This is a genomic window from Rudaea sp., assembly GCF_047601565.1.
Classification (GTDB): domain Bacteria; phylum Pseudomonadota; class Gammaproteobacteria; order Xanthomonadales; family Rhodanobacteraceae; genus Rudaea.
Map to the genome: position 1 here is coordinate 1,858,462 of NZ_JASGIY010000001.1, position 23,548 is coordinate 1,882,009.

Here is a 23,548-nt window from a genome sequence, read left to right on the forward strand (position 1 = left end):
CGGTGCATTCGTATGCAGCGGATTCGGCGGCGCGGATCGGCCATCATCGCCGCGGCGAAAAATGCGGCGGGAGAAAAAAATGAAATCGAAGACGACATGGGCGCTCGCGGGCGCAATGCTCCTGTCCAGCGCGGTGACGCAGGCGCGTGCGGCATGGCAAACGGTCGGTGCGGTGACGCAGGCGGTGCGCAGCGGCGAGACGGCGACCTTCGCCACGGCCAACGGCGCGCGGGTCGAGGTGGGTTTCCTCACGCCCGACGTGGTGCGCGTGCGCATGAGTCCCGGCGGCAAGTTCGGCCGGGATTTTTCCTATGCGCTCGAGCGCGGCACGCCGCAATCGGTGAAGCTGCGCTTCGACGACGACGCCGAGCGCGGCGAGTTGCGCGCCGAGACGGGCGACGGCGCGCGCGTCGTCGTGCAGAAGCGGCCGGTATTGTCGATCACCGTCTACGACGCGCAGGGCCGCATCGTCGTCGCCGACGATCCGGCGCGGCCGATGGCGTTCGATGCGGCGACCGGCGCGGTCGAGGCATCCGAACAGCGCGGCGCCTATGAGCTCTATTACGGTTTCGGCGAGCAGGCCACGCCGACGATCTCGCGCGAGGGGCAGTTTCTGGTCAACTGGAACACCGATTCGTACAAGTACCCGGTCGGCACCAATCCGCTCTACCAGACGATTCCGTTCTTCATCGCGTTGCGCGATGGCTTGAGCTACGGCGTGTTCTTCGACAACACCTGGCGCAGCACGTTCGACATGGGCAAGAGCGATCCGCGCCGCTACGCCTTCGGCGCCGACGGCGGCGAGCTGGACTACTACGTGTTCACGGGCGGCGCGGAACGCAGTCCGGCCAACGTGCTGCGCGACTACACCGCGCTCACGGGCCGCACCGCGCTGCCGCCGCTGTGGGCGCTCGGCTACCAGCAGTCGCGCTATTCGTACCTGTCGCAGGCGAAGGTCGAGGAGATCGCGCGCACGTTCCGCGAGAAGAAGATTCCGGCCGACGTGATCCATCTCGACATCGACCACATGGACGGCTACCGCGTCTTCACCTGGAATCCGCAGACGTTCGCGGAACCGGAAAAAATGCTGGCCGGGTTGCACCGCGACGGCTTCCACGCGGTGACGATCGTCGATCCCGGCGTCAAGTTCGACGAGAACTATGCCGTCTACCGCAGCGGCCGCGACGCGGGCGTCTACGTGCGCGACGCGGCGGGTGGGGAACTGCACGAGAAGGTCTGGCCCGGCCTCTGCGCGTTCCCCGATTTCACCGATCCGAAGGCGCGCGCGTGGTGGGGCGAACAGTACAAGAAGCCGCTGGCCGAAGGCGTCGACGGCTTCTGGAACGACATGGACGAGCCGGCGATCTTCACGCCCGACGGTTTCAACGGGCCGCAACCGCCGCAGGGCCCGCAGAAGACCTTCGCGCTCGACGTGCGCCACGCCGGCGACGGCGATCCGGGCACGCATGCGCGCTACCACAACGTGTTCGGCATGCAGATGGTGCGCGCCACGTTCGAGGGCCTGCGCAAGCTTGCGCCCGAGCGACGGCCGTTCGCGATCACGCGCGCGGGCTACGCGGGCGTGCAGCGCTACGCCGCGGTGTGGAGCGGCGACAACGACGCGAGCTGGGACCATCTCGCGCTGACGATTCCGCTCTTGACCAACCTGTCGATCTCGGGCGTGAGTTTCGTCGGCGCCGACGTCGGCGGTTTCGCCGCGACGACCACGCCCGAACTCTACACGCGCTGGATGCAGGCCGCCGCGCTGACGCCGTTCTACCGCACGCATTCGGCCAACGACACCGACGCGCGCGAGCCGTGGACCTACGGCGGCGAGTACGAGCGCATCAACCGCGCATCGATCGAGTTGCGCTATCGCCTGCTGCCGTATCTGTACACGCTGTTCGCGCAGAACGAGCAGAGCGGCTTGCCGCCGCTGCGCCCGCTCTGGTTCGATTATTCGCGCGACGTCGACGCGCTGCTGATCGCCGACGAATATCTGGTCGGCCGCGATCTGCTCGTCGCGCCGGTCGTCATCCAGAACCAGCGCTCACGCACGGTATATTTTCCGAAGGGCGACGCCTGGATCGACTGGTGGAGCGGCGTGCGTTACGAAGGCGGCAAGACGGCCAGGATCGACGCGCCGCTAGCCCGCCTGCCGTTGTTCGTGCGCGCGGGCGCGGGCATCCCGACCCAGCCCGTCGTGCAGAATACCGGCGAGATGAAGAATGTGCCGCTGACGATCGCGGTGGCGGCCGGTGCATCCGGGTCGAGCGAGATCTACCAGGACGCCGGCGACGGCTACGCCTACCGCAACGGCGCCTCGCGCACGATCAAGATCGTCGCGTCCATCGACAAAGTGACGCTCGACATTCCGAAGTCCGGCGCGTATCAGCGCGTGGCCGCCGTCGAATTGCTCGGCCTCGATGCGGCGCCGTCCGCGCTCAAGATCGACGGCAAGGTTGTGCGAGACGCCGCTTTCGACGCTGCGACCCGACGCCTGCGCATTTCACTCCCTAACGAAAACATTCGGGAAATTTCGTTCGCGCATTGAGTGCGCCTGCTTCCCTTCTCCCACCGGGAGAAGGTGGCGCGATAGCGCCGGATGAGGGAAGAGTGCCGCAATGATCGAGAGGCCATCGGCAACCGCGAGGCCTTTCCCTCAACCGCCCTTCGGGCACCTTCTCCCGGTGGGAGAAGGGAGGCGAAAAGCATTTCCCGTGTGAGGAGTTCTTTATGCAGGCTCTTTCACGCGCAGCGTGCATAGTCCGGCCACGACCAGGCTGACGCCGCCGATCGCCAGCGCCGCGATCGGCATGCTGCCGAAGAACGTCTTGAGCAGGAAGCCGAGCAGGCTCGCCGCGCAGAGCTGCGGGATGACGATGAAGAAATTGAAGATGCCCATGTACACGCCCATCTTCTTCGCCGGCACGCTGTCGGAGAGCAGGGCATACGGGATCGACAGCACCGAGGCCCAGGCGAAGCCGACGCCGACCATCGAGGCGAGCAGCCAGTGCGGGTTGCGGATCACGAGGAACGACAGCAAGCCCAGTCCGCCGAGGCCGAGATTGATCAGGTGCGAAATGCGCAGGCCGAAGCGTCGCGTCATCGGCGGGATCCCGATCGCGGCGAGCGCGGCAAAGCCGTTGTAGGCGGCGAACAGCACGCCGACCCAGTTTGCGCCGTCGTTGTACGCGACGCTCGACGTGTCCGTCGCCGCAAAGTGCACCGCGGTGACCGCGCTGGTCGTATAGATCCACATCGCGAACAGGGCGAACCAGGAGAAGAATTGCACGACGGCGAGCTGGCGCATCGTCGCCGGCATCGAACGCAGATCGTCGAGGATGTCGGTGACGAAATTGCGTTCTCGCATCGCGCTCGCGGCGAGCTGGATCAGGCCGTAGCCGGCGACCATGCCGGCGATCAGATAGAGCTGCTTGTCGATGCCGAGATATCCCACCGCCGCCGCGACGGCCGTGCCCGCCAGCGTCCAGGCCAGTCCGGTTGCGAGCGTACGTTCGGAAGCGGGCGGCAGCGCGCCGTCGTCCGTCGGCGTTGCGTCGGAAAATCCGTGCAGCGCCTCGGGCGGATACTCGCGCGTCGACAGCACGGTCCAGAGGATCGCGCCGAACAGCACGACGGCGCCCGCGTAGAACGAGTATTTCACCGTGTCGGGTACGAGGCCGGCCGCGGCCGTGTTCGCAATGCCGAAGCGGGCAAACGCATACGGCAGCGCGCTCGCGACGATCGAACCGGCGCCGATGAAGAAACTCTGCATCGCGTAGCCCGCCGGCCGCTGCGGCGCCGGCAACTGATCGCCGACGAAGGCGCGGAACGGTTCCATCGAGACGTTGATCGAGGCGTCGAGGATCCAGAGCAGGCCGGCGGCGATCCACAGCGCGGGCGACTTCGGCATCACTAGCAGCGCGAGCGTGGCGAGGATCGCGCCGACGAGAAAATACGGCCGGCGCCGGCCGAGCCGCGTCCAGGTGCGGTCGGACAGGTAGCCGACAATGGGCTGCACGATGAGGCCGGTCAGCGGCGCCGCGATCCACAGCACCGGGATGTCGTCCACGCTCGCGCCGAGGGTCTGGAAGATGCGGCTGACGTTCGCGTTCTGCAGCGCGAAGCCGAACTGGATGCCGAGAAATCCGAAACACATGTTCCAGATTTGCCAGAAGTTCAGGGTGGGTTTGCTGGTCATCGGTGCTCGCAGGGTAGAGAGGTTTCTTCCCTTCTCCCGCCGGGAGAAGGTGGCGCGAAGCGCCGGATGAGGGAAGGGCATTGCCGCTGTTGGCGTGGATTTGTCTGTTGATGCGCCTTTCCCTCATCCGCCCTTCGGGCACCTTCTCCCGAGGGGAGAAGGGAATCAAAAGCTACGGTAGCGGCACGATGCGCAGCTCGCCGACATCGGCTTCGTTGACCGGCCCGCTTTCGCCGCCTTGTTCGCCGGTGTAAAGCTTGTTGCGCGACAGGAAGCTCATGTTGAAGCCCTGTTCGAGGGTAAAAGTACACTTTTTCCCGGCCGTCGCCGCGAACGTCGCGGCGGTGGACAGGTCTTTCGCGACGCTGTGCGGCATGACCAGCGGCGCGCGTTGCGGCGGTTCGCCGTCGCAGGCGATCGCGAGCATCTTCACCGCGGCGGTGACGCCGGTATTGATCGGGCCGTGTTTGTTTTCGTAGCCGAGGCGCAACTGGTAACGGCCGTCGCGCTTCGCCGTCCACGTGCGCGGCCACGCGCCGCCGACGTCCTCGAACTGGCCGAGCCGGACGATCGGGCCGGGCAGCGATTCGAGCAGCGTCGAGGGATCGATGCGCGTGGTCCACAGGCTTTGCAGCGCCGGGGTATCGGCGATCTCGATGCTTTTCAACGCCTGTTCGCCGCCCGGTTTCCAGGTCTGCGCGAGCTTGCCGTCGAGCCAGAAGCGCACGGGTGCACGGTTGCCGTCGGCGATCTTCGGCGCGGTGGGAACGATCTCCGGCGTGTCGGGCGCGAACTCCGGCGTGTTGAGCTTCAGCGGCGCCGTCGCGATTTTCGAGCCGCGCAGGGTGACGCGCATGCTGTTGCCGTCGCGTTTCGTCTCGCCGGCGACGAGCAGGTTGTCGTCCTTGCCGAGCTGCGGCGGCTTGACCAGCGTGACGTCGCGGCCGCGAAGGCGCAGGCGAATTTCGCCGCGCGTGCCGAACAACATCGGCACGAGTTCGGTGGGAATCTTGGGTTCGATCTTGTCGCCGTCGACGCCGAACACGCCTTCGACGACCGCATCGAGCATTGCCGCGACCGACCAGAGCTGGCGCGGCGAGTTGACCACCGGGCCGCTCCATTTGCCGTCCTCGACGTGCACGGCGCCGCTGACCAGTTCGTAGTTTTCGTAGTTCGAGCCCGACAGCGCCGCGCCCTGCAGGATCGAGCGCAGCTCGTGCGCGATGCGGTTCGCGTCGTCGAGCTTGCGCGCGGCGCGCAAGGCATACGCGCTCACGAACGGCCAGATCGCGCGGTTGTGGTAGATCGCGGCGTCGCGGTGCTCGGGCCAGATCACCGGGCTGCCGGCCGGCCAGGTCGGGTAGTTCGCCAGCGCCCTGCGCGCACGCTCGGACGAAGGAATGTCCGCGAGAATCGCGAGAGAAATGCCGAGCAGGTCGTAGGCTTCGATCGTCCGCGGGCCGTCGGCGCCGCCGATGTAGCTCATGTAGAGGCCGCGGTCCTCGCGCCAGAAATGCGTGTCGATCGCGGCGCGCAGCGCGTCGGCTTCGTTCTGGAATCGCGCGGCGACGCTCGCGTCATTGCGCGATTTGGCCATCTTTACGGCCAGACGCAAGGCCTCGTAATGCAGCACGTTGGTCGACAGCGCGAACGATTCGGCGATGAAGCGCACGTTCTTCTCGGTCCACGCCGGGTAGGTCTGCTCGCGCCAATCGAGGAACGAGGTTTCGCCGCGGTAGAGGCCGAGTTGGGTGTCGAACGCGTATTGCCTGTCCTGCGCGAGCGTGTCCTTGAGTGCCTCGTAGGTCTTGTCGGCGAAGGCCGGGTCGTCGAGCAGGCCGCGCGCACCGAGGAACCAGACGACGCGATCGGTCGAGATCGGCCAGCTGCCGCCCGAACCCGTGTCCTGCACGACGTAGAGACCTTGCGGCGCGGACGGTTCGCGCACGTCGGAGAGCTTGAACTCGAGCGTGCGCCGCGCGCGCGCAGGGTCGAGCCAGCCGAGCGCGAGGTCGATCGAATACGCCGAGTCGCGCGTCCACACGAACGGCCATTTCACGCCGGTGACGAAGCAGTCGCAGGGAATCGGCATGCCGTGGTTGTAGGCGCCGTCGGTCAGTTCTTTCGTCTTCGCGCCGTCGGCCTCGACTTGCGCGAGCGCGAACAGCGCGTCGACCAGAGGACTTGCGGTTTCGCTGCGCATGGCCTGCATCGGTATCGCTCGCACGCTGCCGTTGGAGTCGAGACGGTAGGCGTTTTTCTCTGCTTTGGCCGTCGCGGTGCGGCCGTCGAACTGGATTTGATCCTGCCAGTTGTTCCCGGCGGCGGCAGGAAACGACCATGCCGAAAGCAGCAGCATGCTCGTCATTCCAACGAAAGCTGGACTGCGAAGGCAAGATGCCGAAGCGAACATTCGCAAAGCGAATGGCCCGAAGGGCAAACTGCGGATGCGGTTTGTAATCCAGTTTTTCACTCCAGCCGTAGATGAGCGCCAAAAGAAAAAACTGGATTCCAGCTTGACCAGCCCTTCGGCTGTTGAAAGCCTCTGGAATGACGAAGTTCGGGTGGCTGCTGCCGTGCCGTTGTTCACGTCTACGCACCGATCTTTGCAAAGATCGCAGCATAGCCCGGCAGAACCAGTTTGCCTTCCTGCGCTTGCACAAAGCCGTTGCTCGGGCCCGGGCAATCGATCTGGGTGAGACGCAAGCCTTGCGGAATCGGTGCGTGCACCTCGGTCACGCCGAGATTGAGCGCAACGAGCAAGGAGTCGTTGCCGTGCGTGCGCGTGAACATCAGCACCGGCTCACCGGCATCGAGGAAGCGGATGTCGCCGAGCACGAGGGCGGGTTGCGTCTTGCGCCAGCGCAGGAAACGGCGGAAGGCGTTGAGCGGCGAGGCCGCGTCGGCTTCCTGCCGCGCAGCGGCGAGCTTGCGGTGCGCGGCGGGAATCGGCAGCCAGGCTTTTTCCGCGCGGGTGAATCCCGCGCCGTTGCCGTCGTCCAGCCACGGCATCGGCGTGCGGCAGCCGTCGCGGCCCTTGAAGTTCGGCCAGAACGCGATACCGTAAGGATCCTGCAGCGCCTCGAAGGGAACGTCCGCTTCGGGCAGGCCGAGTTCCTCGCCCTGGTAGACGCAGACCGAACCGCGCAGCGAACCGACCAGCGCGGCGAGCAGCTTGACGAAGTCCGCCGACGGCTCGGTGCCGCCCCAGCGGCTCGCCGCGCGCACGACGTCGTGGTTGGACACGGCCCAGCACGGCCAGCCATCAAGGACCTTGGCTTCGAGTGTCTCGACCGTGCGCCGGATGTAGGCCGCCGAGAAGTCGTCGACGAGCAGTTCGAAGCTGTAGCCCATGTGCAGGCGGCCGGCGCGCGTGTATTCGGCCGTGGTCGCGAGGGAGTCCTCGGACGAGATCTCGCCGAGCGTCGCCGCGCCGGGGTATTCGTCGGTGAGGCGGCGCAGGTCCTCGAGGAAGCCGAGGTTCTCCGGCTGCGTGTTGTTGTACCAGTGGTATTGGAACGCGTAGGGATTGTCCGGCGAAAAGCCGCGGCCGACGCGCTTTTCGGGCGGCTTGGGCGGGTTGTCGCGCAGCTGCGCGTCGTGAAAGCAGAAGTTGATCGCATCGAGGCGGAACGCGTCGACGCCCTTGTCGAGCCAGAAGCGCACGTTGTCGAGCACGGCCGCGCGCACGGCGGGATTGTGGAAATTCAGATCGGGCTGCGCGGCGAGGAAATTGTGCAGGTAATACTGGCCGCGCCGAGGCTCCCAGCGCCAGGCGACGCCGCCGAACAGGCTCATCCAATTGTTCGGCGCGGTGCCGTCGGCGCGCGCGTCGGCCCACACGTACCAGTCGGCCTTCGCGTTCGCGCGGTCTTCGCGGCTCTCGCGGAACCAGGCGTGCGCGTTCGAGGTGTGGCTGAGCACCTGGTCGATCATCACCTTGAGGCCGAGCGCGTGTGCCCTGGCGAGCAGGCGGTCGAAGTCGGCCATCGTGCCGAACAGCGGGTCGACCGCGCGGTAGTCGGCGATGTCGTAGCCGAAATCGGCCATCGGGGATGCGAAGAACGGGCTGATCCAGATCGCGTCGACGCCGAGGCTGGCGACGTAGTCGAGCTTGTCGATGATGCCGGGCAGGTCGCCGACGCCGTTGCCGTCGGTGTCGAGGAAACTGCGCGGATAGATCTGGTAGATGACGGCGCCGCGCCACCACGGTGCATCGGACATGGAAAACGACTCCCCGGCAAAGCATTGGCGCTTGGATGCGCCTTATTCTCACAGGGTTGCGAGCTTAGCGCGGGCCTTGCGTCTGCGAAGGAAGCTGCATACGTATTCTGTCCGCCCGGCACGTTTCCGGTGCGAGGAACGGGGCCTATGTTTGCGCAGGGGCGAGGCAAAATGTCGCAGCCATGACAGGGGCGCAGCTTGCGTGGAATGGGGCAGCGTGCAGGAAAAACCGCATCGTCTCTTGCCCGTATCCGGCGCGCTCACTATCATTTATGAGTTGTAATGGCTGGGCACGCGATGGCGCAGACGCTGAAAGCGGGTTCGATGCCGGCAAGACTGGTGATCCTGCCGCATTGTTCGTTGACGCGCGCGGGTCTGTGCCTGTTCCTGGCCTTGCAGGGCATGGCGATGGCGAGTTTCGCCGGCTTGGCCGCGTGGCGCGGGAACGTGTTCGCGCCTTATTTCGCGGTGCTGGATTGGTGTGTGGTGGCGTACGTGTTGAGCCGTGTCTGGCGCCGCAGCGCCGCCGGCGAGACGATTGCGCTGAGCGCATCGGGACTGGAGGTGGCGCGCATGGACGGTTCCGCGCCGCCGCTGCGGTTTCATCCGTACTGGGTGCGGGTGGAGCTGCTGCCGGGCCGCCACTTGGGATGGGCGAGCCGGCTGATGTTGCGCTCGCACGGACGCGAAGTGGAAGTCGGCAGGTTCTTGAACGAGGCCGAACGCGCGGAACTGGCGCGGCAATTGAATGAAATGCTCGCGGATGTCAGGCGTCAGGCGCGGGCGGATTGATTGAGGACTCCGGCACAACGATGTGCCGGCGCACAAAGCGCGCAAGCGGTTTGTGCGACAAACGTGGCGCGGCTCTGCCGCGGCCGTTTGTTTACAAGCCGCGGCAGGATGCCCGGTCTTGTAACCATTAAAATTCCTGGGACGTGTACGATGCGAAATATCGGCAAGTGGGGATGGGGCGCCGTGCTGGCGGCGGGCTGGTCGTTGGCCTCGGCGGCGGCCGAACGTGCACCGTGGCAGCTCAACATGCACCCGGGCGTGACTCAGACCTCGCACGAGGCCTATCAGCTGCACATGCTCTCGCTGTGGATCTGCATCGTCATCGGCATCATCGTGTTCGGCGCGATGTTCATCGCGATGTTCAAGTTCCGCAAGTCCAAGGGCGCGGTCGCGGCGACCTGGACGCACAATACCGTCGCCGAGACGATCTGGACGGTCGTGCCGATCCTGCTGCTGATCGTGATGGCCTATCCGGCGACGAAGGTGCTGGTCAGCGAGGCCTACACCAACGAGTCGCAGATGACGGTGAAGATCACCGGCTACCAGTGGAAGTGGGGCTACGACTACGTGAACTGGGGCGACAAGGCCTACCACGTGCGCTTCATCTCCAAACTCGATGGCGACAGCGACCGCACGCGCCAGCTGCGCTCCGGCCTCGATCCCAACAGCGTCAAGAACGCGCAGGGCGAAAACACCTACCTGCTCGACGTCGACAAGCCGCTCGTGCTGCCGACCAACACGAAGGTCCGCTTCGTCATCACCGGCGACGACGTGATCCATTCCTGGTGGGTGCCGGCGCTGGGCTGGAAGTCCGACGCGATCCCCGGAATCATCAACGACACGTGGACCAACATTTCCGAGCCCGGCATCTACCGCGGCCAGTGCGCCGAGTTGTGCGGCCAGGACCACGGCTTCATGCCGATCGTCGTCAAAGCCGTGCCGCCCGAGGAATTCAAGGCTTGGCTCGACCAGCAGGAGGCGGCGCAGAATCCTCCGCCGGCCGCTGCGCCCACCGCTGCGCCGGTGGCGCAACAGACTTCCACCGCTGCGCCGTCGCACGGCTAAGCTTGTATTGAAAAGTGCGGTCAGGACGACCGCTTTTGATCTCCGCGATCATGGACGAGCGCAGAGAAAACAGAATTCAAGAGGTTCTCAATCATGGCCAATACCGCCGCGCACGCAGACGACCACGCCCACGACGTCCACGACCACAAGCCCGAAGGCTTTCTCGATCGCTGGCTGTTCACCACGAACCACAAGGACATCGGTACGCTGTATCTGGTGTTCTCGTTCACGATGGCGATCATCGGCGCGGCGATGTCGGTGGTGATCCGCACCGAACTGATGTCGCCCGGCCTGCAGCACGTGCAGCCGTACTTCTTCAACCAGATGACGACGCTGCATGCGCTGGTGATGATCTTCGGCGCGATCATGCCGTCCTTCGTCGGCCTCGCCAACTGGATGATTCCGCTGCAGATCGGCGCGCCCGACATGGCGCTGCCGCGCATGAACAACTGGTCGTTCTGGATCATGCCGTTCGCGTTCCTCATGCTGCTGTCCACGCTGTTCATGCCCGGCGGCGGTCCGGCCGGCGGCTGGACGATGTATCCGCCGCTCGCGCTGCAGGGCGGCGCCTCGGTCGCGTTCATGGTGTTCGCGGTGCACATGATGGGCATCTCCTCGATCATGGGCGCGATCAACATCATCGCCACGATCCTCAACCTGCGCGCGCCGGGCGTGGACCTGCTCAAGATGCCGCTGTTCACCTGGACCTGGCTGATCACGGCGTTCCTGCTGATCGCGGTCATGCCGGTGCTCGCGGGCGCGGTGACGATGCTGCTCACCGACAAGTTCTTCGGCACGAGCTTCTTCAACGCGGCCGGCGGCGGCGACCCGGTGATGTTCCAGCACATCTTCTGGTTCTTCGGCCACCCCGAGGTCTACATCATGATCCTGCCGGCGTTCGGCATCGTCTCGGAGATCATCCCGACGTTCGCGCGCAAGCCGCTGTTCGGCTACCAGCCGATGGTCTACGCCACCGCCTCGATCGCGTTCCTGTCGTTCATCGTCTGGGCGCACCACATGTTCACGGTCGGCATGCCGCTCGGCGGCGAGCTGTTCTTCATGTACTCGACGATGCTGATCGCGATTCCGACCGGCGTGAAGGTGTTCAACTGGGTCTCCACGATGTGGAAAAGCTCGATGACGTTCGAGACGCCGATGCTCTGGGCGATCGGTTTCGTCATCCTGTTCACGATCGGCGGCTTCTCGGGCCTGATGCTCGCGATCGTGCCGGCCGACTTCCAGTACCACGACACCTACTTCGTCGTCGCCCACTTCCATTACGTGCTCGTGACCGGCGCGCTGTTCTCGATCATCGCCGCGATCTACTACTGGTGGCCGAAGTGGACCGGCCGCATGATCAACGAGACCTGGGGCAAGTTCCATTTTTGGTGGACGATCGTGTTCGTCAACCTGACCTTCTTCCCGCAGCACTTCCTCGGCCTCGCCGGCATGCCGCGCCGCATCCCCGACTACAACGTCGCCTTCGCCGACTGGAACCTGGTCTCCTCGATCGGCGCGTTCGGCATGTTCCTGACGCCGTGGATGATGCTGATCATCTTCGCGACCTCGAAGAAGAAGGGCGCGATCGCCCCGCAGCGTCCGTGGGAAGGCGCGCTCGGCCTGGAGTGGGAAGTGCCGTCGCCGGCGCCGCACCATACGTTCTCGACGCCGCCGGTGATCAAGCCGGGCATGCTGGCGCATGGCGATGTAACGCATTGAAGCGATAAATAGTATGGTTCTTTACAAGGAGAGTGTATGCGATTCGGGCACCGTCTCATTCAGTTAATTCTAGTAATGCTAGTTTTTTTGGTGGGAGGGATAGCGAATTCTGCATTCGCTCTGACGATTCCTTCACAATGTACAACTACCACCGCTAAAGTCTGCATGGGAGGTAATCCTAGCGATCCGGGCGGATGGGAATGCGGCACGGAAATTTATAATCTATGCAAATATTCGCCGTATATTTGGGCGGCACAGTAGGTACAGGCGGCACAACGCCAGGTCCGAGTGCGGGAGGATATCGCTACGACGGATACGCGATTACACCGACAAATTCGAAATTGGAGTGTATAAGAACAAATTACGCTCCAGTTGACGGAAGTAATAATAAAAAAATGACCCAAAAACTTCCCTTTTATTCGATGGATGCGTATAGATACATAGATAGTTCAGGCATTGCCCATATGTATTCAACTCCTTTGCCTGAGTTGCCGACAGGGTGGAGCCGAAGTTTCGGCTACACCAGTAATTATGGCTCGTTTATCGTAAAACGCGATTCTGGAGTTACCTACCCAAAAAGAATTTATGCGGTTGATCCAGATGGAGGAGCGGGCGGAGAAACTACAGTTGCAAATAATAGCTTGGAGCTGGATATCGATACTATGTTTCATGAATTGACGCATCAAAATAGAGGACCCGATGAAAATACTGCTTATTGGTATGGGAATAAAGGCCTTCAAAATTACCAAAATGCCAGTGTCAATTCGGTTTGTAAATAATTTCCGGTAACAATTAGTGCTGCGATATAGAAGAATATTGCTGATAATTCTAGTTACCCTTTTAGGGGTGGGGGGCGTTCTTTTTCTCTGGTTTAGAAATTCTTTTGTGAAGAATGTACATTCCAGCGCTTCTGGTATTGAGGAAGATAAAATTTCTAGGATTCTCTCTTTTGATAACCAAAGGCAAAGAAAATCGGTTGTGTTGGAGGCGAAGCATTTAGAGCCCCAAAAGTTTGATGACTTATCATGGGGTGAAGCTAAAGATAGATACTTGCCGTTGGCAAAAAGTGGAGATGCAAATGCTGCCGAAGAATTTTTCCGCTTGAGCATGGAGTGCAGAGAGTATTTCCGGATTAAAAAAAATATCGACAATATACTGGCCATGTATCAAGACGGAAATGTTCCTGCTGACATGTTGAATGGTTATGATGAGAAACTGAAAGTAATTAAAGAAAAAGTTCAACATGCAAAGCATATTTGTATGAATGCCTCAGAAGCCGATGTGAATAATTCGCTGAATGAGGCAGTTCGATTGGCTGCGGAACAGGGTAGCGTGGAGGCCCAGACTTGTTATTTGGATGGAGCAATCTTTGGGGCATATAGCGCGCAGTCGGACGAAGTCAAATCTACATACAGCGCGGAAGCACTCGAAATTGCATCCGCAGCGCTTCGTTCAGGCAGTTGGGAAATGGTTGATATCTTGACTCGTGCTTTTCAGACGACGGATTCTGATGCTGCTAGTCGAGGATGGCTTGGTGAAGTTGTGACGCCTTCCCCCACAGTTGAATATGCGCTGACGGCTCTCGCGAATAAATGTAGAGTGGTTGCTGGATTGCCAAATTTAAATTCAGCTCTAGCTAATCAAATTAGCGCTAACAAGCTTGCGACTGAAGACGTGAGTGAAGCGGATGCATGGGCTGATGGCATCTATACGAAATATTATGCAAATGTTCCCTATCCGTCGGCAAACGTAATGAAATTCTGCCCTACGATAGACACTCCGTAGCCATTGGAATGATATATTTTAAGAGGTAAGGAATCGATGCAAAACGCGGCCGCCAATGATCTCGACCGCCGACGCGCCGCTGCGCGCCGCACGGCGTGGATCGTCGCGGGCGTGGCGTTGGCGGTGTTCGTGCTGTTCCTCGTGCAGACCGCGATGAGCGTGCATCGATGAGCGCAGCGGGCGAACAGAAGAAGAACGGGCGCGTGGTCAAGATCGCGCTGATCGTCTGCGTCGCTTCGTTCCTGTTCGGCTTCCGCGTGATGCCGCCGATCTACCGCATCGCCTGCCAGCACATCTTCGGCATCAAGTACGAGAACAAGGTCGCCGACGGCGCCAAGGTCGCGGCGTTCAAGGAGGACGATACGCGCCTGGTCGAGGTGCAGTTCGTCGGCAACGTCAACAGCGCGCTGAAATGGAAATTCGCGCCCGAGGTGTTCAGCGTGAAGGTGCATCCGGGCGTGCTGACCGAAGCCTGGTTCGACGCGTCGAATTTCGCGCCCGATGCGATCGTCGGCAACGCCGTGCCGAGCATCGCGCCGAACCGCGCCTCGCTGTACTTCAACAAGACCGAGTGCTTTTGCTTCACCGAGCAGACGCTCAAGGCCGGCGAATCGCGGCGCATGCCCGTGCGCTTCGTCGTCGACCCCAAGCTGCCGGCCGACATCAAGCAATTGACGCTGTCGTATACTTTTTACAACAACGAAATCGCGACCAAGCGCCTCGCGGCGCAGTAGTTCATGCGATCATCCATGATCGCGAGAATCAAAAAGCGGCCATCCGTGGCCGCACTTTTCAATTAGAATCCGCCATCGCCCGACGCAACTGGAATTCTGGACATGTCCGACGCCGCCCACGCAGACCCCAACGTCTACTACGTCCCGCACGGCACGAAGTGGCCGATCCTCGGTTCGTTCGGCCTGCTGTTCACGCTCGGCGGCGCCGCGTTCTGGCTCAACGAGCATCCGGCCGGCAAGGTGACGATGCTGCTCGGCATCGCGATCATCCTGTTCATGGTGTTCGGCTGGTTCGGCACGGTGATCCGCGAGTCGGTCGCCGGCACCTACAACAAGCAGGTCGACACCTCGTTCCGCATGGGCATGATGTGGTTCATCTTCTCCGAGGTGATGTTCTTCGCCGCGTTCTTCGGCGCGCTGTTCTACGCGCGCGCGCTGTCGGTGCCGTGGATCGGCGGCGAAGGCGACGGCGCGCTGACCAACTTCTTCCTGTGGAAAGGCTACGCGCCGGCATGGCCGACCAACGGCCCGTCCGCGATCGGTGGCGCCTTCGAGACGATCCCGGCATGGGGCGTGCCGCTGCTCAATACGTTGATCCTGCTGTCCTCCGGCGTGACGATCACGATCGCGCACCACGCGCTGCGCGCGGGCAAGCGTACCCAGTTGCTGATCTTCCTCGGCCTCACCATCCTGCTCGGTTGCACCTTCCTGTGGTATCAGGCGCACGAGTACATGGAGGCCTACACCGAGCTCAACCTCACGCTCGGCAGCGGCGTCTACGGCTCGACCTTCTTCATGCTGACCGGCTTCCACGGCCTGCACGTGACGCTCGGCACGATCATGCTGATCGTGATCTGGCTGCGCTGCGCGCGCGGCCATTTCGATCGCGACCACCACTTTGGCTTCGAGGCGGTGGCGTGGTACTGGCACTTCGTCGACGTGGTGTGGCTGGGCCTGTTCCTGTTCGTCTACGTGCTCTGATGCTTCCCTTCTCCCATCGGGAGAAGGTGCCGAAGGCGGATGAGGGAAGAGCCTCGCACGATACGAAAGTATTGAAAAATTGCAGCGCCCTTCCCTCATCCGGCGCTGCGCGCCGCCTTCTCCCGGCGGGAGGAGGAAAAGCATCACCGCCCCAGATCGTGCGGCTTGATAATCCCGAGCCAGATGCCGAGGATCACGAGCAGGATCAGCAGCACGGACAGGCCGATGCGCCTCGTGAGCGCCTTGACCACGCGATCGCTGCCGCTCCTGTCCGTCATCATGTAGTACAGCCCCGCGCCGAGGTTGTAGACGATGACGACGAGGAACGCGACGATGATCAGTTTGGTCCACATGGCGGAATGTCCGGTCGCGTCGTGACGATGATGGAACAGTATAGCTCCGCCGCGATCGATCTTCGTCAACCATGACGGCGCGGCGTTGGCAGCGGCCGTCGTGGTTCGCGATTGTGTTGACGCTGACCGGCATCGCGCTGTTCGCGCGTCTCGGTATTTGGCAGCTCGACCGTGCGGAGGAGGCGCAGCGCCTGCTCGCCGCGTTCGACTCGGCGCCGAAGGCCGCGTTCGAGGATTTCGCCGCGGTACGCGCCGCGCCGCAGGCGGATCGCTTCCCGCATGTGCGCGTGGCCGGCCGCTTTATCGCCGATCGCGTCTGGTTGCGCGACGAGCAGGTGCGCGACGGCAAGCTCGGCGTCGAGGCCTATGCGGCGTTCGCGCCGGACACAAGCCGCGAGGTGCTGCTGGTCGATCGCGGCTGGATCGAATGGTCGCACGAGCCCGGCACGCAGCCCGCGCTGCCGCCGTTGCCGCAGGATGCGGCGACGCTGGCCGGCGTCTACGCGCCGTTTCCGGGCAACGGCATCCGCGTCGGCGGCAATGCGCTGGCGCGGCAGACGGCATGGCCGAAGCTGACGCTGGCGATCGACGCGCAGGAAATCGCGGCCGATCTGCAACGCCCGCTGCTGCCTCGCGTGCTGTTGCTCGACGCGGATGCGGCTTCCGGGTTCGTGCGCGCATGGACGCCGAGCCTGATGCCGCCCGAGCGGCATCGCGGTTACGCCTTGCAATGGTTCGCGTTCGCCGTCGCCGCGATCGCGATTTTCATTTTGCTGCATTATAAAAAAGTACAGAAGTAAACTTTCATGCCCGCACAGTCCGAAAACGCCGCGCTCGCAATGCGCAATCGCCGGGTGCTGGTCGGTGTCGTCGCCGTGTTCGTTGTGCCGATACTGATCGCCTTCTGTCTGAGCCTCTCCGGCTGGCAGCCCAAGGGCAGCAAGGCCTACGGCACCCTGATCGATCCGCCGAAGCAGGTCGATGGCGTGTCGGTGACGCTGGCCGACGGCGGCAAGCTCGTCTGGCGCGATCCGCAATGGCAGTGGACGATGCTCGCGCTGCCCGGCGCGGGCTGCGCGCAGCAATGCCGGGCCGCGCTGGCCGACCTCGTGCGCATGCGCGCCACGCTCGGCCGCAATGCCACGCGCCTGCGCCTGGTCTATCTGGGTCCGGTGCTGCCGGCGGACACGCTGCCTGCGCTCGCGCCGCTGCAGACCGGCACGGACGATGCGAATGCGTTCGCCGATCTGCGTGCGAAAGGCGGCGACGGCCTCGCGCTCGCGCTGGTCGATCCGGGCGGCTTCCTGATGATGCGCTACGCCGAGGGCTACGACGTCGGCGGCGTGCGCCGCGATTTGCCGAAGGTGATTCAATGAATCCGATGAACTCGATGCGCGGCATCGCTCGCCTTGCTTGGATCGCAACGGCATTCGCGCTGGTCGTGATCGTGTTCGGCGCCTTCGTGCGCCTGTCGAACGCGGGCCTGTCGTGCCCGGATTGGCCGACCTGCTACGGCAAGATCACCTGGCCCAAGCACGAGGCCGACATCGCCACGGCCAATGCCGCGTTTCCCGATCGCCCGGTCGAGTCGGACAAGGCCTGGCGCGAGCAGGTGCATCGTTTTCTCGCCGGCGGCCTGATCCTGACCACGTTCGCGCTCGCCTACGCCGTGTGGCGCCGCCGCCGCGATCTGCAAGAACTGGTCGCGGTCCCGTTCGCCGCCGCCGTCTTCATCCTGTTCCAGGCACTGCTGGGCATGTGGACGGTCACGTTGAAGCTGAAACCCGTCGTCGTCATGGGCCATCTGCTCGGCGGCATGACGACGTTCGCGCTGCTCGCGTACACGGCGCTGCGCCTGACCATTCCGCAGATCGCCAATCCGCTTTTTTCCAGTGCGGAGAAAGACAAATTCAAGCGCCTGACTGAGATCGGTATCGGCCTCGTCGCCGTGCAGATCGCGCTCGGCGGCTGGACGAGCTCGAACTACGCGGCGCTCGCCTGCGGACTGGATTTCCCGACCTGCCTCGGCCAGTGGTGGCCGGCCAACATGGATTTCCGCGAGGCGTTCGTGCTCTGGCGCGGCATCGGCGTCAACTACGAGGGCGGCGTGCTCGATGGCACCGCACGCATCGCGATCCAGGTCGTGCACCGCATCGGCGCGCTGCTCGTGTTCGGCTATGTCGCCCTCGCCGTCGTGCAGCGCGCCGCACGCCACGTCGAGACGCGGCCCTTTGCTATTGCGATCGGCATCGCGCTGCTGCTGCAAGTCTCGCTCGGCATCGCCAACGTCAAGCTTGGCCTGTCGCTGCCGATCGCCACGGCGCACAACGGCGTTGCTGCCGTGCTGCTGCTGTCGCTGCTCGCCTTGCTCGTGCGCGTGCGCCGCGATGCTTTGCGTCGCTTCTCCCGGTGGGAGAAGGGAAGCGTGCGCCTTGCGAATCCCGGACGAACCCTTCACCCTTCGCACCCATGCCGTCGACGTTCCACCAATACCTCGAACTGACCAAGCCGCGCGTGGTCGCCCTGATCGTGTTCACCGCGATCATCGGCATGTTTCTCGCCGTGCCGGGCTGGCCGCCGTTGCGCGAGTCGGTCGCGAGCTTCGTCGGCATTTGGCTCGCCGCCGCATCGGCCGCGGCGATCAACCACCTGATCGACCAGCGCATCGACAAGCTGATGGCGCGCACCGCACACCGCCCGCTCGCCACCGGCGCGTTGACGCCGGCCAAGGTGCTCGCGTTCGCGGTGTTCCTCGGCGCGCTGTCGATGACGATCCTGATCGCATTGGTGAATCCTTTGACCGCGGCGCTGACCTTCGCTTCGCTGATCGGCTATGCGATCGTCTACACCGCCTGGCTCAAGCGTGCCACGCCGCAGAACATCGTCATCGGCGGCGTCGCCGGCGCCGCGCCGCCGCTGCTCGGCTGGACCGCCGTCACCGGTCACATCCATCCGCACGCCTGGCTGCTCGTGCTGATCATCTTCGTCTGGACGCCGCCGCATTTCTGGGCGCTGGCGATCTTCCGCCGCGACGACTACGCGCGCGCGATGGTGCCGATGCTGCCGGTCACCCACGGCGTCGAATACACGCGCTGGCATGTGCTCTACTACACGATCCTGCTCGTCCTCGTCACCGTGCTGCCGTTCCTGACCGGCATGAGCGGCCTGTTCTACCTCGGCGGCGCGCTCGTGCTCGGCGCGGGTTTCCTCTACTACGCAGTTGCGCTGCTCGACCCGCCGTCCGAACGCTTCGCGATGAAGGTGTTCAACTACTCGATCGTCTACCTGATGGCGCTGTTCGCGTTTCTGCTGATCGACCACTACATCGACACGCCGACCCCGCAGCGCACGGTCATGCCGCTCGAACGCATCGGCTGAACGCACCGCAGCCCCGCCTTCCGAATTCGGTTAGCATCATGGCTTCGAATTCGCGAGGGGAGTGGCCGTGCGTAGCAATCGTTCGTGGCGTGGATGGATGCTGGTCGTTCTGGCCGGCATGTGCGGTTCGGCGACGGCAGAGGAAGCTTCTTCCACATTCCAGGTGCAGTTGCCGGCCGCGGCAAAGACGCCGCAGCAGGGTCGCCTGATGCTGCTGTTCTCGAACGATTTCTCCGACGAGCCGCGCAACCAGGTCGACCACACGCTCCAGTCGCAGGCCGCGTTCGCGCAGAACGTGAAAGACTGGAAACCCGGCGCCAGCGTGACGATTTCCGCCGACGCCGACGGCTATCCGCTCGCGCACATTGCCGATCTCAAGCCCGGCGCCTACAACGTGCAAGCGCTGCTCAACCGCTACGAAACCTTCCATCTCGCCGACGGCCGTACGCTCGACCTGCCGACCGACCAGGGCGAGGGCCAGCACTGGAACATCAAGCCGGGCAATTTCCACTCGAAACCGCAGAAGATCACGCTTGGCGCATACGGCAAGATCGAGGGTGCGGAATCGTTGACGATCGCGCTCGACCGGACGATCCCGCCGATCGTGCCGCCGAAGGACACGAAGTACATCCGCCATATCCGCATCCAGAGCAAGCTGCTGTCCAAGTTCTGGGGCCGGCCGATGTTCCTGTCCGCGGTCGTGCTCGTGCCCGAGGGCTTCGATGAGCACCCGAAGTCGCGCTACCCGCTGGTGATCTTCCACGACCATTTTGTGCCCGACTTCGACGGCTTCCGCACCGAGCCGCCCGACCCGAACCTCAAGCCCAACTACAACGAGCGCTTCCACCTCGCCGGCTACAACCGCATCGAGCAGGAGGAGGCGTACAAGTTCTACCAGCAATGGACTTCGAAGAATTTTCCGCGCGTGCTGATCGTGAAACTGCAGCATGCGAATCCGTACTACGACGATTCCTATGCGGTCGACTCGGCCAACGTCGGGCCGTACGGCAGCGCGATCGAAAAGGAGTTGATCCCGGCCATCGAGAAGCAGTTCCGCGGGCTCGGCACGGGCTGGTCGCGCTTCGTCTACGGCGGCTCGACCGGCGGCTGGGAAGCGTTGGCCGTGCAGATCTTCAATCCGGACTACTACAACGGCGCGTTCGGCGCCTGTCCCGATCCGGTCGATTTCCATGCGTATACTTATATAAACCTGTACGAAGACAAGAACGCGGTCTGGATGCAGGGACCGATCAAGCGCATCGCCCAGCCGGCGATGCGCGACTATCTCGGTCGCACGATCTGGGCGATGCCCGACGCGATGAACTACGAGCTCATGCTCGGCAGCCACGGCCGCTCGACCGAGCAGTGGGACATCTGGCAGGCGGTGTTCTCGCCGGTCGGGCCCGACGGCTATCCGAAGCAAATCTTCGACAAGCGCACGGGCGCGATCGACCACGACGTCGCCGCGTACTGGCGCGAGCATTGGGACCTGACCGACTACCTCAAGCGCAACTGGGCGAAGATCGGCGAGAAGCTGCGCGGCAAGCTGCATGTCTACGTCGGCCTGTCGGACAACTACTTCCTCAACGATGCCGTGTATCTGATCCAGGCGGCGCTCGAAGGCTTCCGCGATCCGGCCTACGAAGGCGAGGTGAAGTACGGCCTGCGCGACGAGCACTGCTGGAACGGCGATGCGAATACGCCGAACGCCTACTCGCGCCTGCGCTACAACACGATGTATTTGCCGAAGATCGTCGAGCGCATCGAGAAGACCGCGCCGGCCGGCGCGGATTTGAAAAGCTGGCGCTATTGAATCGCCGCTCGCGGGCTGCGCGCATTAACGGTTTCTTCCGCCGGCGGGCGGTAGATTCCGCCTCACCGCGGCGAGCGGTCGCCGCGATCCACCAAGGGAGAGCAGCACCATGAAATCGAACAAGATCGGCTTGGCGATACTGGGCGGCATCGTCGCGGCATTCGGCCTGTGCGGCGGCGCGGGCGCGCAATTGGGCGACCTTAAGGGTCTCGCCGGTGGGGCGGACGTGTCCTCGCTGGCCTCGGGCAGCGGCGGCAATGCGGCCGGCGTGATCTCGTATTGCGTGAAGAACAACTATCTCGACGGCGGCGCATCGGGCATCAAGGACAAGCTCATGGGCAAGTTCGGCGGCGACCAGGACAAGTCCGACTACGACGACGGCGAGAAGGGGCTGGTCAAGACCGGCGACGGCAAGTCGGTCGACATCGGCAAGCTCGGCAGCATGAAGAAATCGATCACGAAGAAGGCCTGCGGCAGCGTGCTCGACCACGCCAAGTCGTTCCTTTGACGCGCAGCGCTGGACTTTCGCCGGCCGTATCCGCACATTAGGCGCATTCCAGACACTGCGGGGGCGGCCATGGCGAGCGAAATCTATACGTTCAGCGCGAAGGACATCGACGGCAGGCCGCAATCGCTCGAAGCCTGGAAGGGCAAGGCGATGCTGATCGTCAACGTCGCGAGCAAGTGCGGGTTCACGCCGCAGTACACGGGGCTGGAGGCGCTGTATGAGAAATTCCGCGACAAGGGCCTCGTCGTGCTCGGTTTTCCGTGCGACCAGTTCGGCCATCAGGAGCCGGGCGACGAGGCCGAGATCAAGAACTTCTGCTCGTTGACCTACGAAGTGAAGTTCCCGATGTTTTCCAAGATCGACGTCAACGGCGCGAATGCGGATCCGCTGTACAAATACCTCAAGCGCGAGGCCAAGGGCCTGCTCGGCAGCGAGTCGATCAAGTGGAACTTCACCAAGTTCCTCGTCGACAAGAACGGCAAGGTCGTGAAGCGCTACGCGCCGACCGATACGCCCGAATCGATCGAGAAGGAAATCGCCGCGGTGCTATAGCGCTGCGGCCCCCCAATCACATGCCGTCATTCCCGCGAAAGCGGGAATCCATCTTGATCTTCGCTCGTCAAAAGCAAAATGGATTCCCGCTTTCGCGGGAATGACGGCGGTTTTCTTCGCGATACGAGTCGAACAAGCCATGGCTTTCGCTTCAAGCACGACGCTTTCCCGCCAGGACCTGAAAACCCTCTCGCTCGCCGCGCTCGGCGGCGCGCTCGAGTTCTACGACTTCATCATCTTCGTCTATCTCGCCGAGCAGATCGGCGCGCTGTTCTTCCCTGCCGACACCGCGCCGTGGCTGCGCGAACTGCAGACCTGGGGCGTGTTCGCGGCCGGCTATTTCGCGCGTCCGCTCGGCGGCGTGGTCATGGCGCATTTCGGCGACCGCGGCGGGCGCAAGCGCATGTTCACGCTGAGCGTGTTCCTGATGGCCGTGCCGACGCTGCTGATCGGCCTGCTGCCGACCTATGCGCAGATCGGCTATCTCGCGCCGCTCGCGCTGCTCGTACTGCGCATCGTGCAGGGCGCGGCGGTCGGCGGTGAAGTGCCCGGCGCGTGGACCTTCGTCGCCGAGCACGTGCCGGCGACGCGCACCGCGTTCGCCTGCGGCACGCTGACCTCGGGCCTGACGCTGGGCATTCTGACCGGCTCGCTGCTCGCCGCCGCATTGAACGCCGCGCTCACCCCGGCGCAGATGCTGGACTGGGGTTGGCGCGTGCCGTTCCTGCTCGGCGGCTTGTTCGGCTTCATCGCCGTGCAACTGCGCGGCATGCTCGAGGAGACGCCGGTGTTCGAGGCGATCCGCCAGCGCCGGGAACTGGCGCGCGAACTGCCGCTCAAGATCGCGCTGCGCGGCCACGGCGCGGCGGTGCTGGCCTGCATCGCGCTGACCTGGGTGCTCACGGCGGCGGTCGTGGTCACGATCCTGATGACGCCGAAGCTGTTCCAGAAGCTCGACGGCATCGCGCCGGCGGTCGCCTTCACCGCCGACACGATCGCGACCGTGGGCCTCGCGCTCGGCAATCTCGGCTTTGGTTTGGCCGCGGATCGCTTCGGCACGACGCGCGTGTCCGCGCTCGGCTGCGCCGCGCTGATCGGCGTCGTCTACGCTTTCTATCTCGGCGTCGCCGCGGCGCCGCAATTCCTGTATCCGCTGTCGTTCGTCGCGGGCTTGAGCGTCGGCGTGGTCAGCGTGATCCCGACCTTGCTCGTGCGCGCGTTCCCCGCGCCGGTGCGCTTCACCGGTGTCGCGTTTTCGTACAACCTGGCCTACGCGCTATTCGGCGGATTGACGCCGGTCTTCATCGGCTGGGCGCTCCGGTTCGACCGCCTCGCGCCGGCGCATTACGTCGCCGCGCTGTGCCTTCTCGGCATCGCGGTCGTGCTGCTCACCGCACGGCGGCCGGCGTATGCGCCGTCTTCCGTCTGATGCTGGCAGCG

At 63.6% G+C, this 23,548-nt stretch carries 21 protein-coding genes; 17 read left to right on the forward strand and 4 right to left on the reverse strand.

Translation table 11 applies throughout. The annotated features are described in order from the left end of the window. Positions 1–79: 79 nt before the first annotated feature. Positions 80–2,554, forward strand: coding sequence for a glycoside hydrolase family 31 protein (locus tag QM741_RS07990; protein WP_415207184.1), 2,475 nt, complete (start codon positions 80–82; stop codon positions 2,552–2,554). 180 nt (positions 2,555–2,734) lie between these two features. Here the strand turns inward: QM741_RS07990 and QM741_RS07995 are convergent, their stop codons facing one another. The 3 genes from QM741_RS07995 to QM741_RS08005 all read right to left on the reverse strand — a co-directional run bounded on the left by QM741_RS07995 (position 2,735) and on the right by QM741_RS08005 (position 8,428). Then, positions 2,735–4,285 carry an MFS transporter gene (locus QM741_RS07995; RefSeq protein WP_415207185.1) on the reverse strand — a complete coding sequence of 517 codons (1,551 nt, stop codon included), beginning with the start codon at positions 4,283–4,285 and terminating at the stop codon, positions 2,735–2,737. Between the two features lie 91 nt (positions 4,286–4,376). After that, a complete protein-coding gene (locus QM741_RS08000) occupies positions 4,377–6,572 on the reverse strand; it encodes a Six-hairpin glycosidase-like protein (RefSeq protein ID WP_415207186.1) in 2,196 nt (731 codons plus the stop codon). 224 nt (positions 6,573–6,796) lie between these two features. Next, positions 6,797–8,428 carry an alpha-glucosidase gene (locus QM741_RS08005; protein WP_415207187.1) on the reverse strand — a complete coding sequence of 544 codons (1,632 nt, stop codon included), beginning with the start codon at positions 8,426–8,428 and terminating at the stop codon, positions 6,797–6,799. A 297-nt stretch (positions 8,429–8,725) separates the two neighbouring features. Here QM741_RS08005 and QM741_RS08010 point away from each other — a divergent pair, with 297 nt between their 5' ends. The 8 genes from QM741_RS08010 to QM741_RS08045 all read left to right on the forward strand — a co-directional run bounded on the left by QM741_RS08010 (position 8,726) and on the right by QM741_RS08045 (position 15,504). Continuing rightward, positions 8,726–9,220, forward strand: coding sequence for a DUF2244 domain-containing protein (locus QM741_RS08010; RefSeq protein WP_415207188.1), 495 nt, complete (start codon positions 8,726–8,728; stop codon positions 9,218–9,220). A gap of 150 nt (positions 9,221–9,370) precedes the next feature. Next, positions 9,371–10,285 carry a cytochrome c oxidase subunit II gene (coxB, locus tag QM741_RS08015; RefSeq protein ID WP_415207189.1) on the forward strand — a complete coding sequence of 305 codons (915 nt, stop codon included), beginning with the start codon at positions 9,371–9,373 and terminating at the stop codon, positions 10,283–10,285. Between the two features lie 93 nt (positions 10,286–10,378). Beyond that, entirely contained in the window at positions 10,379–12,004 is a 1,626-nt protein-coding gene (gene ctaD / locus QM741_RS08020) for a cytochrome c oxidase subunit I (RefSeq protein WP_415207190.1), read from the forward strand. A 224-nt stretch (positions 12,005–12,228) separates the two neighbouring features. After that, the gene (locus QM741_RS08025) at positions 12,229–12,783 is read left to right on the forward strand and encodes a hypothetical protein (RefSeq protein WP_415207191.1); all 555 of its coding nucleotides are present in this window, start codon (positions 12,229–12,231) and stop codon (positions 12,781–12,783) included. A 106-nt stretch (positions 12,784–12,889) separates the two neighbouring features. Next, on the forward strand, positions 12,890–13,789 hold the full coding sequence (locus tag QM741_RS08030; RefSeq protein WP_415207192.1) for a hypothetical protein: 900 nt from the start codon (positions 12,890–12,892) through the stop codon (positions 13,787–13,789). A gap of 36 nt (positions 13,790–13,825) precedes the next feature. Further along, positions 13,826–13,960 carry a hypothetical protein gene (locus QM741_RS08035; protein ID WP_415207193.1) on the forward strand — a complete coding sequence of 45 codons (135 nt, stop codon included), beginning with the start codon at positions 13,826–13,828 and terminating at the stop codon, positions 13,958–13,960. Then, positions 13,957–14,523 carry a cytochrome c oxidase assembly protein gene (locus QM741_RS08040; RefSeq protein ID WP_415207194.1) on the forward strand — a complete coding sequence of 189 codons (567 nt, stop codon included), beginning with the start codon at positions 13,957–13,959 and terminating at the stop codon, positions 14,521–14,523. Before QM741_RS08035 ends, QM741_RS08040 begins: the two co-directional genes overlap by 4 nt. 102 nt (positions 14,524–14,625) lie before the next feature. Next, the gene (locus QM741_RS08045; protein ID WP_415207195.1) at positions 14,626–15,504 is read left to right on the forward strand and encodes a cytochrome c oxidase subunit 3; all 879 of its coding nucleotides are present in this window, start codon (positions 14,626–14,628) and stop codon (positions 15,502–15,504) included. Positions 15,505–15,647: 143 nt separating this feature from the next. Here the strand turns inward: QM741_RS08045 and QM741_RS08050 are convergent, their stop codons facing one another. Then, on the reverse strand, positions 15,648–15,857 hold the full coding sequence (locus tag QM741_RS08050; RefSeq protein WP_415207196.1) for a twin transmembrane helix small protein: 210 nt from the start codon (positions 15,855–15,857) through the stop codon (positions 15,648–15,650). A 71-nt stretch (positions 15,858–15,928) separates the two neighbouring features. On the opposite strand from QM741_RS08050, the gene QM741_RS08055 reads away from it, so the two are divergent. From QM741_RS08055 to QM741_RS08090, 8 genes are all read left to right on the forward strand, one after another. Continuing rightward, positions 15,929–16,657 (forward strand): SURF1 family protein, encoded by a 729-nt coding sequence (locus QM741_RS08055; RefSeq protein ID WP_415207197.1) that lies wholly within the window; start codon positions 15,929–15,931, stop codon positions 16,655–16,657. Positions 16,658–16,663: 6 nt separating this feature from the next. Beyond that, positions 16,664–17,233: a hypothetical protein gene (locus QM741_RS08060; protein WP_415207198.1), complete on the forward strand. Its 570-nt coding sequence runs from the start codon at positions 16,664–16,666 to the stop codon at positions 17,231–17,233. Beyond that, positions 17,230–18,360, forward strand: a complete 1,131-nt coding sequence (locus tag QM741_RS08065; RefSeq protein WP_415207199.1) for a COX15/CtaA family protein — start codon at positions 17,230–17,232, stop codon at positions 18,358–18,360. The genes QM741_RS08060 and QM741_RS08065 overlap by 4 nt, the downstream gene beginning before the upstream one ends. Further along, on the forward strand, positions 18,327–19,235 hold the full coding sequence (gene cyoE, locus QM741_RS08070) for a heme o synthase (RefSeq protein WP_415207200.1): 909 nt from the start codon (positions 18,327–18,329) through the stop codon (positions 19,233–19,235). Before QM741_RS08065 ends, cyoE begins: the two co-directional genes overlap by 34 nt. A 67-nt stretch (positions 19,236–19,302) precedes the next feature. Further along, entirely contained in the window at positions 19,303–21,048 is a 1,746-nt protein-coding gene (locus QM741_RS08075; RefSeq protein ID WP_415207201.1) for an alpha/beta hydrolase-fold protein, read from the forward strand. A gap of 109 nt (positions 21,049–21,157) precedes the next feature. Continuing rightward, positions 21,158–21,556: a DUF2501 domain-containing protein gene (locus QM741_RS08080; protein ID WP_415207202.1), complete on the forward strand. Its 399-nt coding sequence runs from the start codon at positions 21,158–21,160 to the stop codon at positions 21,554–21,556. Positions 21,557–21,625: 69 nt separating this feature from the next. Then, entirely contained in the window at positions 21,626–22,108 is a 483-nt protein-coding gene (locus QM741_RS08085; RefSeq protein ID WP_415207203.1) for a glutathione peroxidase, read from the forward strand. Between the two features lie 139 nt (positions 22,109–22,247). Beyond that, complete coding sequence (locus QM741_RS08090; protein WP_415207204.1) at positions 22,248–23,537, forward strand: MFS transporter; 1,290 nt, start codon at positions 22,248–22,250, stop codon at positions 23,535–23,537. The last annotated feature ends 11 nt before the right edge of the window (positions 23,538–23,548 follow it).

Bases quoted from the DNA above. Each gene is read 5' to 3' on its own strand.
- QM741_RS07990 (WP_415207184.1), top strand. From the start codon at position 80: ATGAAATCGAAGACGACATGGGCGCTCGCGGGCGCAATGCTCCTGTCC.
- QM741_RS07995 (WP_415207185.1), bottom strand. From the start codon at position 4,285: ATGCCCTTCCCTCATCCGGCGCTTCGCGCCACCTTCTCCCGGCGGGAG.
- QM741_RS08000 (WP_415207186.1), bottom strand. From the start codon at position 6,572: ATGACGAGCATGCTGCTGCTTTCGGCATGGTCGTTTCCTGCCGCCGCC.
- QM741_RS08005 (WP_415207187.1), bottom strand. From the start codon at position 8,428: ATGTCCGATGCACCGTGGTGGCGCGGCGCCGTCATCTACCAGATCTAT.
- QM741_RS08010 (WP_415207188.1), top strand. From the start codon at position 8,726: ATGGCGCAGACGCTGAAAGCGGGTTCGATGCCGGCAAGACTGGTGATC.
- coxB (WP_415207189.1), top strand. From the start codon at position 9,371: ATGCGAAATATCGGCAAGTGGGGATGGGGCGCCGTGCTGGCGGCGGGC.
- ctaD (WP_415207190.1), top strand. From the start codon at position 10,379: ATGGCCAATACCGCCGCGCACGCAGACGACCACGCCCACGACGTCCAC.
- QM741_RS08025 (WP_415207191.1), top strand. From the start codon at position 12,229: ATGCAAATATTCGCCGTATATTTGGGCGGCACAGTAGGTACAGGCGGC.
- QM741_RS08035 (WP_415207193.1), top strand. From the start codon at position 13,826: ATGCAAAACGCGGCCGCCAATGATCTCGACCGCCGACGCGCCGCTGCG.
- QM741_RS08040 (WP_415207194.1), top strand. From the start codon at position 13,957: ATGAGCGCAGCGGGCGAACAGAAGAAGAACGGGCGCGTGGTCAAGATC.
- QM741_RS08045 (WP_415207195.1), top strand. From the start codon at position 14,626: ATGTCCGACGCCGCCCACGCAGACCCCAACGTCTACTACGTCCCGCAC.
- QM741_RS08050 (WP_415207196.1), bottom strand. From the start codon at position 15,857: ATGTGGACCAAACTGATCATCGTCGCGTTCCTCGTCGTCATCGTCTAC.
- QM741_RS08055 (WP_415207197.1), top strand. From the start codon at position 15,929: ATGACGGCGCGGCGTTGGCAGCGGCCGTCGTGGTTCGCGATTGTGTTG.
- QM741_RS08060 (WP_415207198.1), top strand. From the start codon at position 16,664: ATGCCCGCACAGTCCGAAAACGCCGCGCTCGCAATGCGCAATCGCCGG.
- QM741_RS08065 (WP_415207199.1), top strand. From the start codon at position 17,230: ATGAATCCGATGAACTCGATGCGCGGCATCGCTCGCCTTGCTTGGATC.
- cyoE (WP_415207200.1), top strand. From the start codon at position 18,327: ATGCCGTCGACGTTCCACCAATACCTCGAACTGACCAAGCCGCGCGTG.
- QM741_RS08080 (WP_415207202.1), top strand. From the start codon at position 21,158: ATGAAATCGAACAAGATCGGCTTGGCGATACTGGGCGGCATCGTCGCG.
- QM741_RS08085 (WP_415207203.1), top strand. From the start codon at position 21,626: ATGGCGAGCGAAATCTATACGTTCAGCGCGAAGGACATCGACGGCAGG.
- QM741_RS08090 (WP_415207204.1), top strand. From the start codon at position 22,248: ATGGCTTTCGCTTCAAGCACGACGCTTTCCCGCCAGGACCTGAAAACC.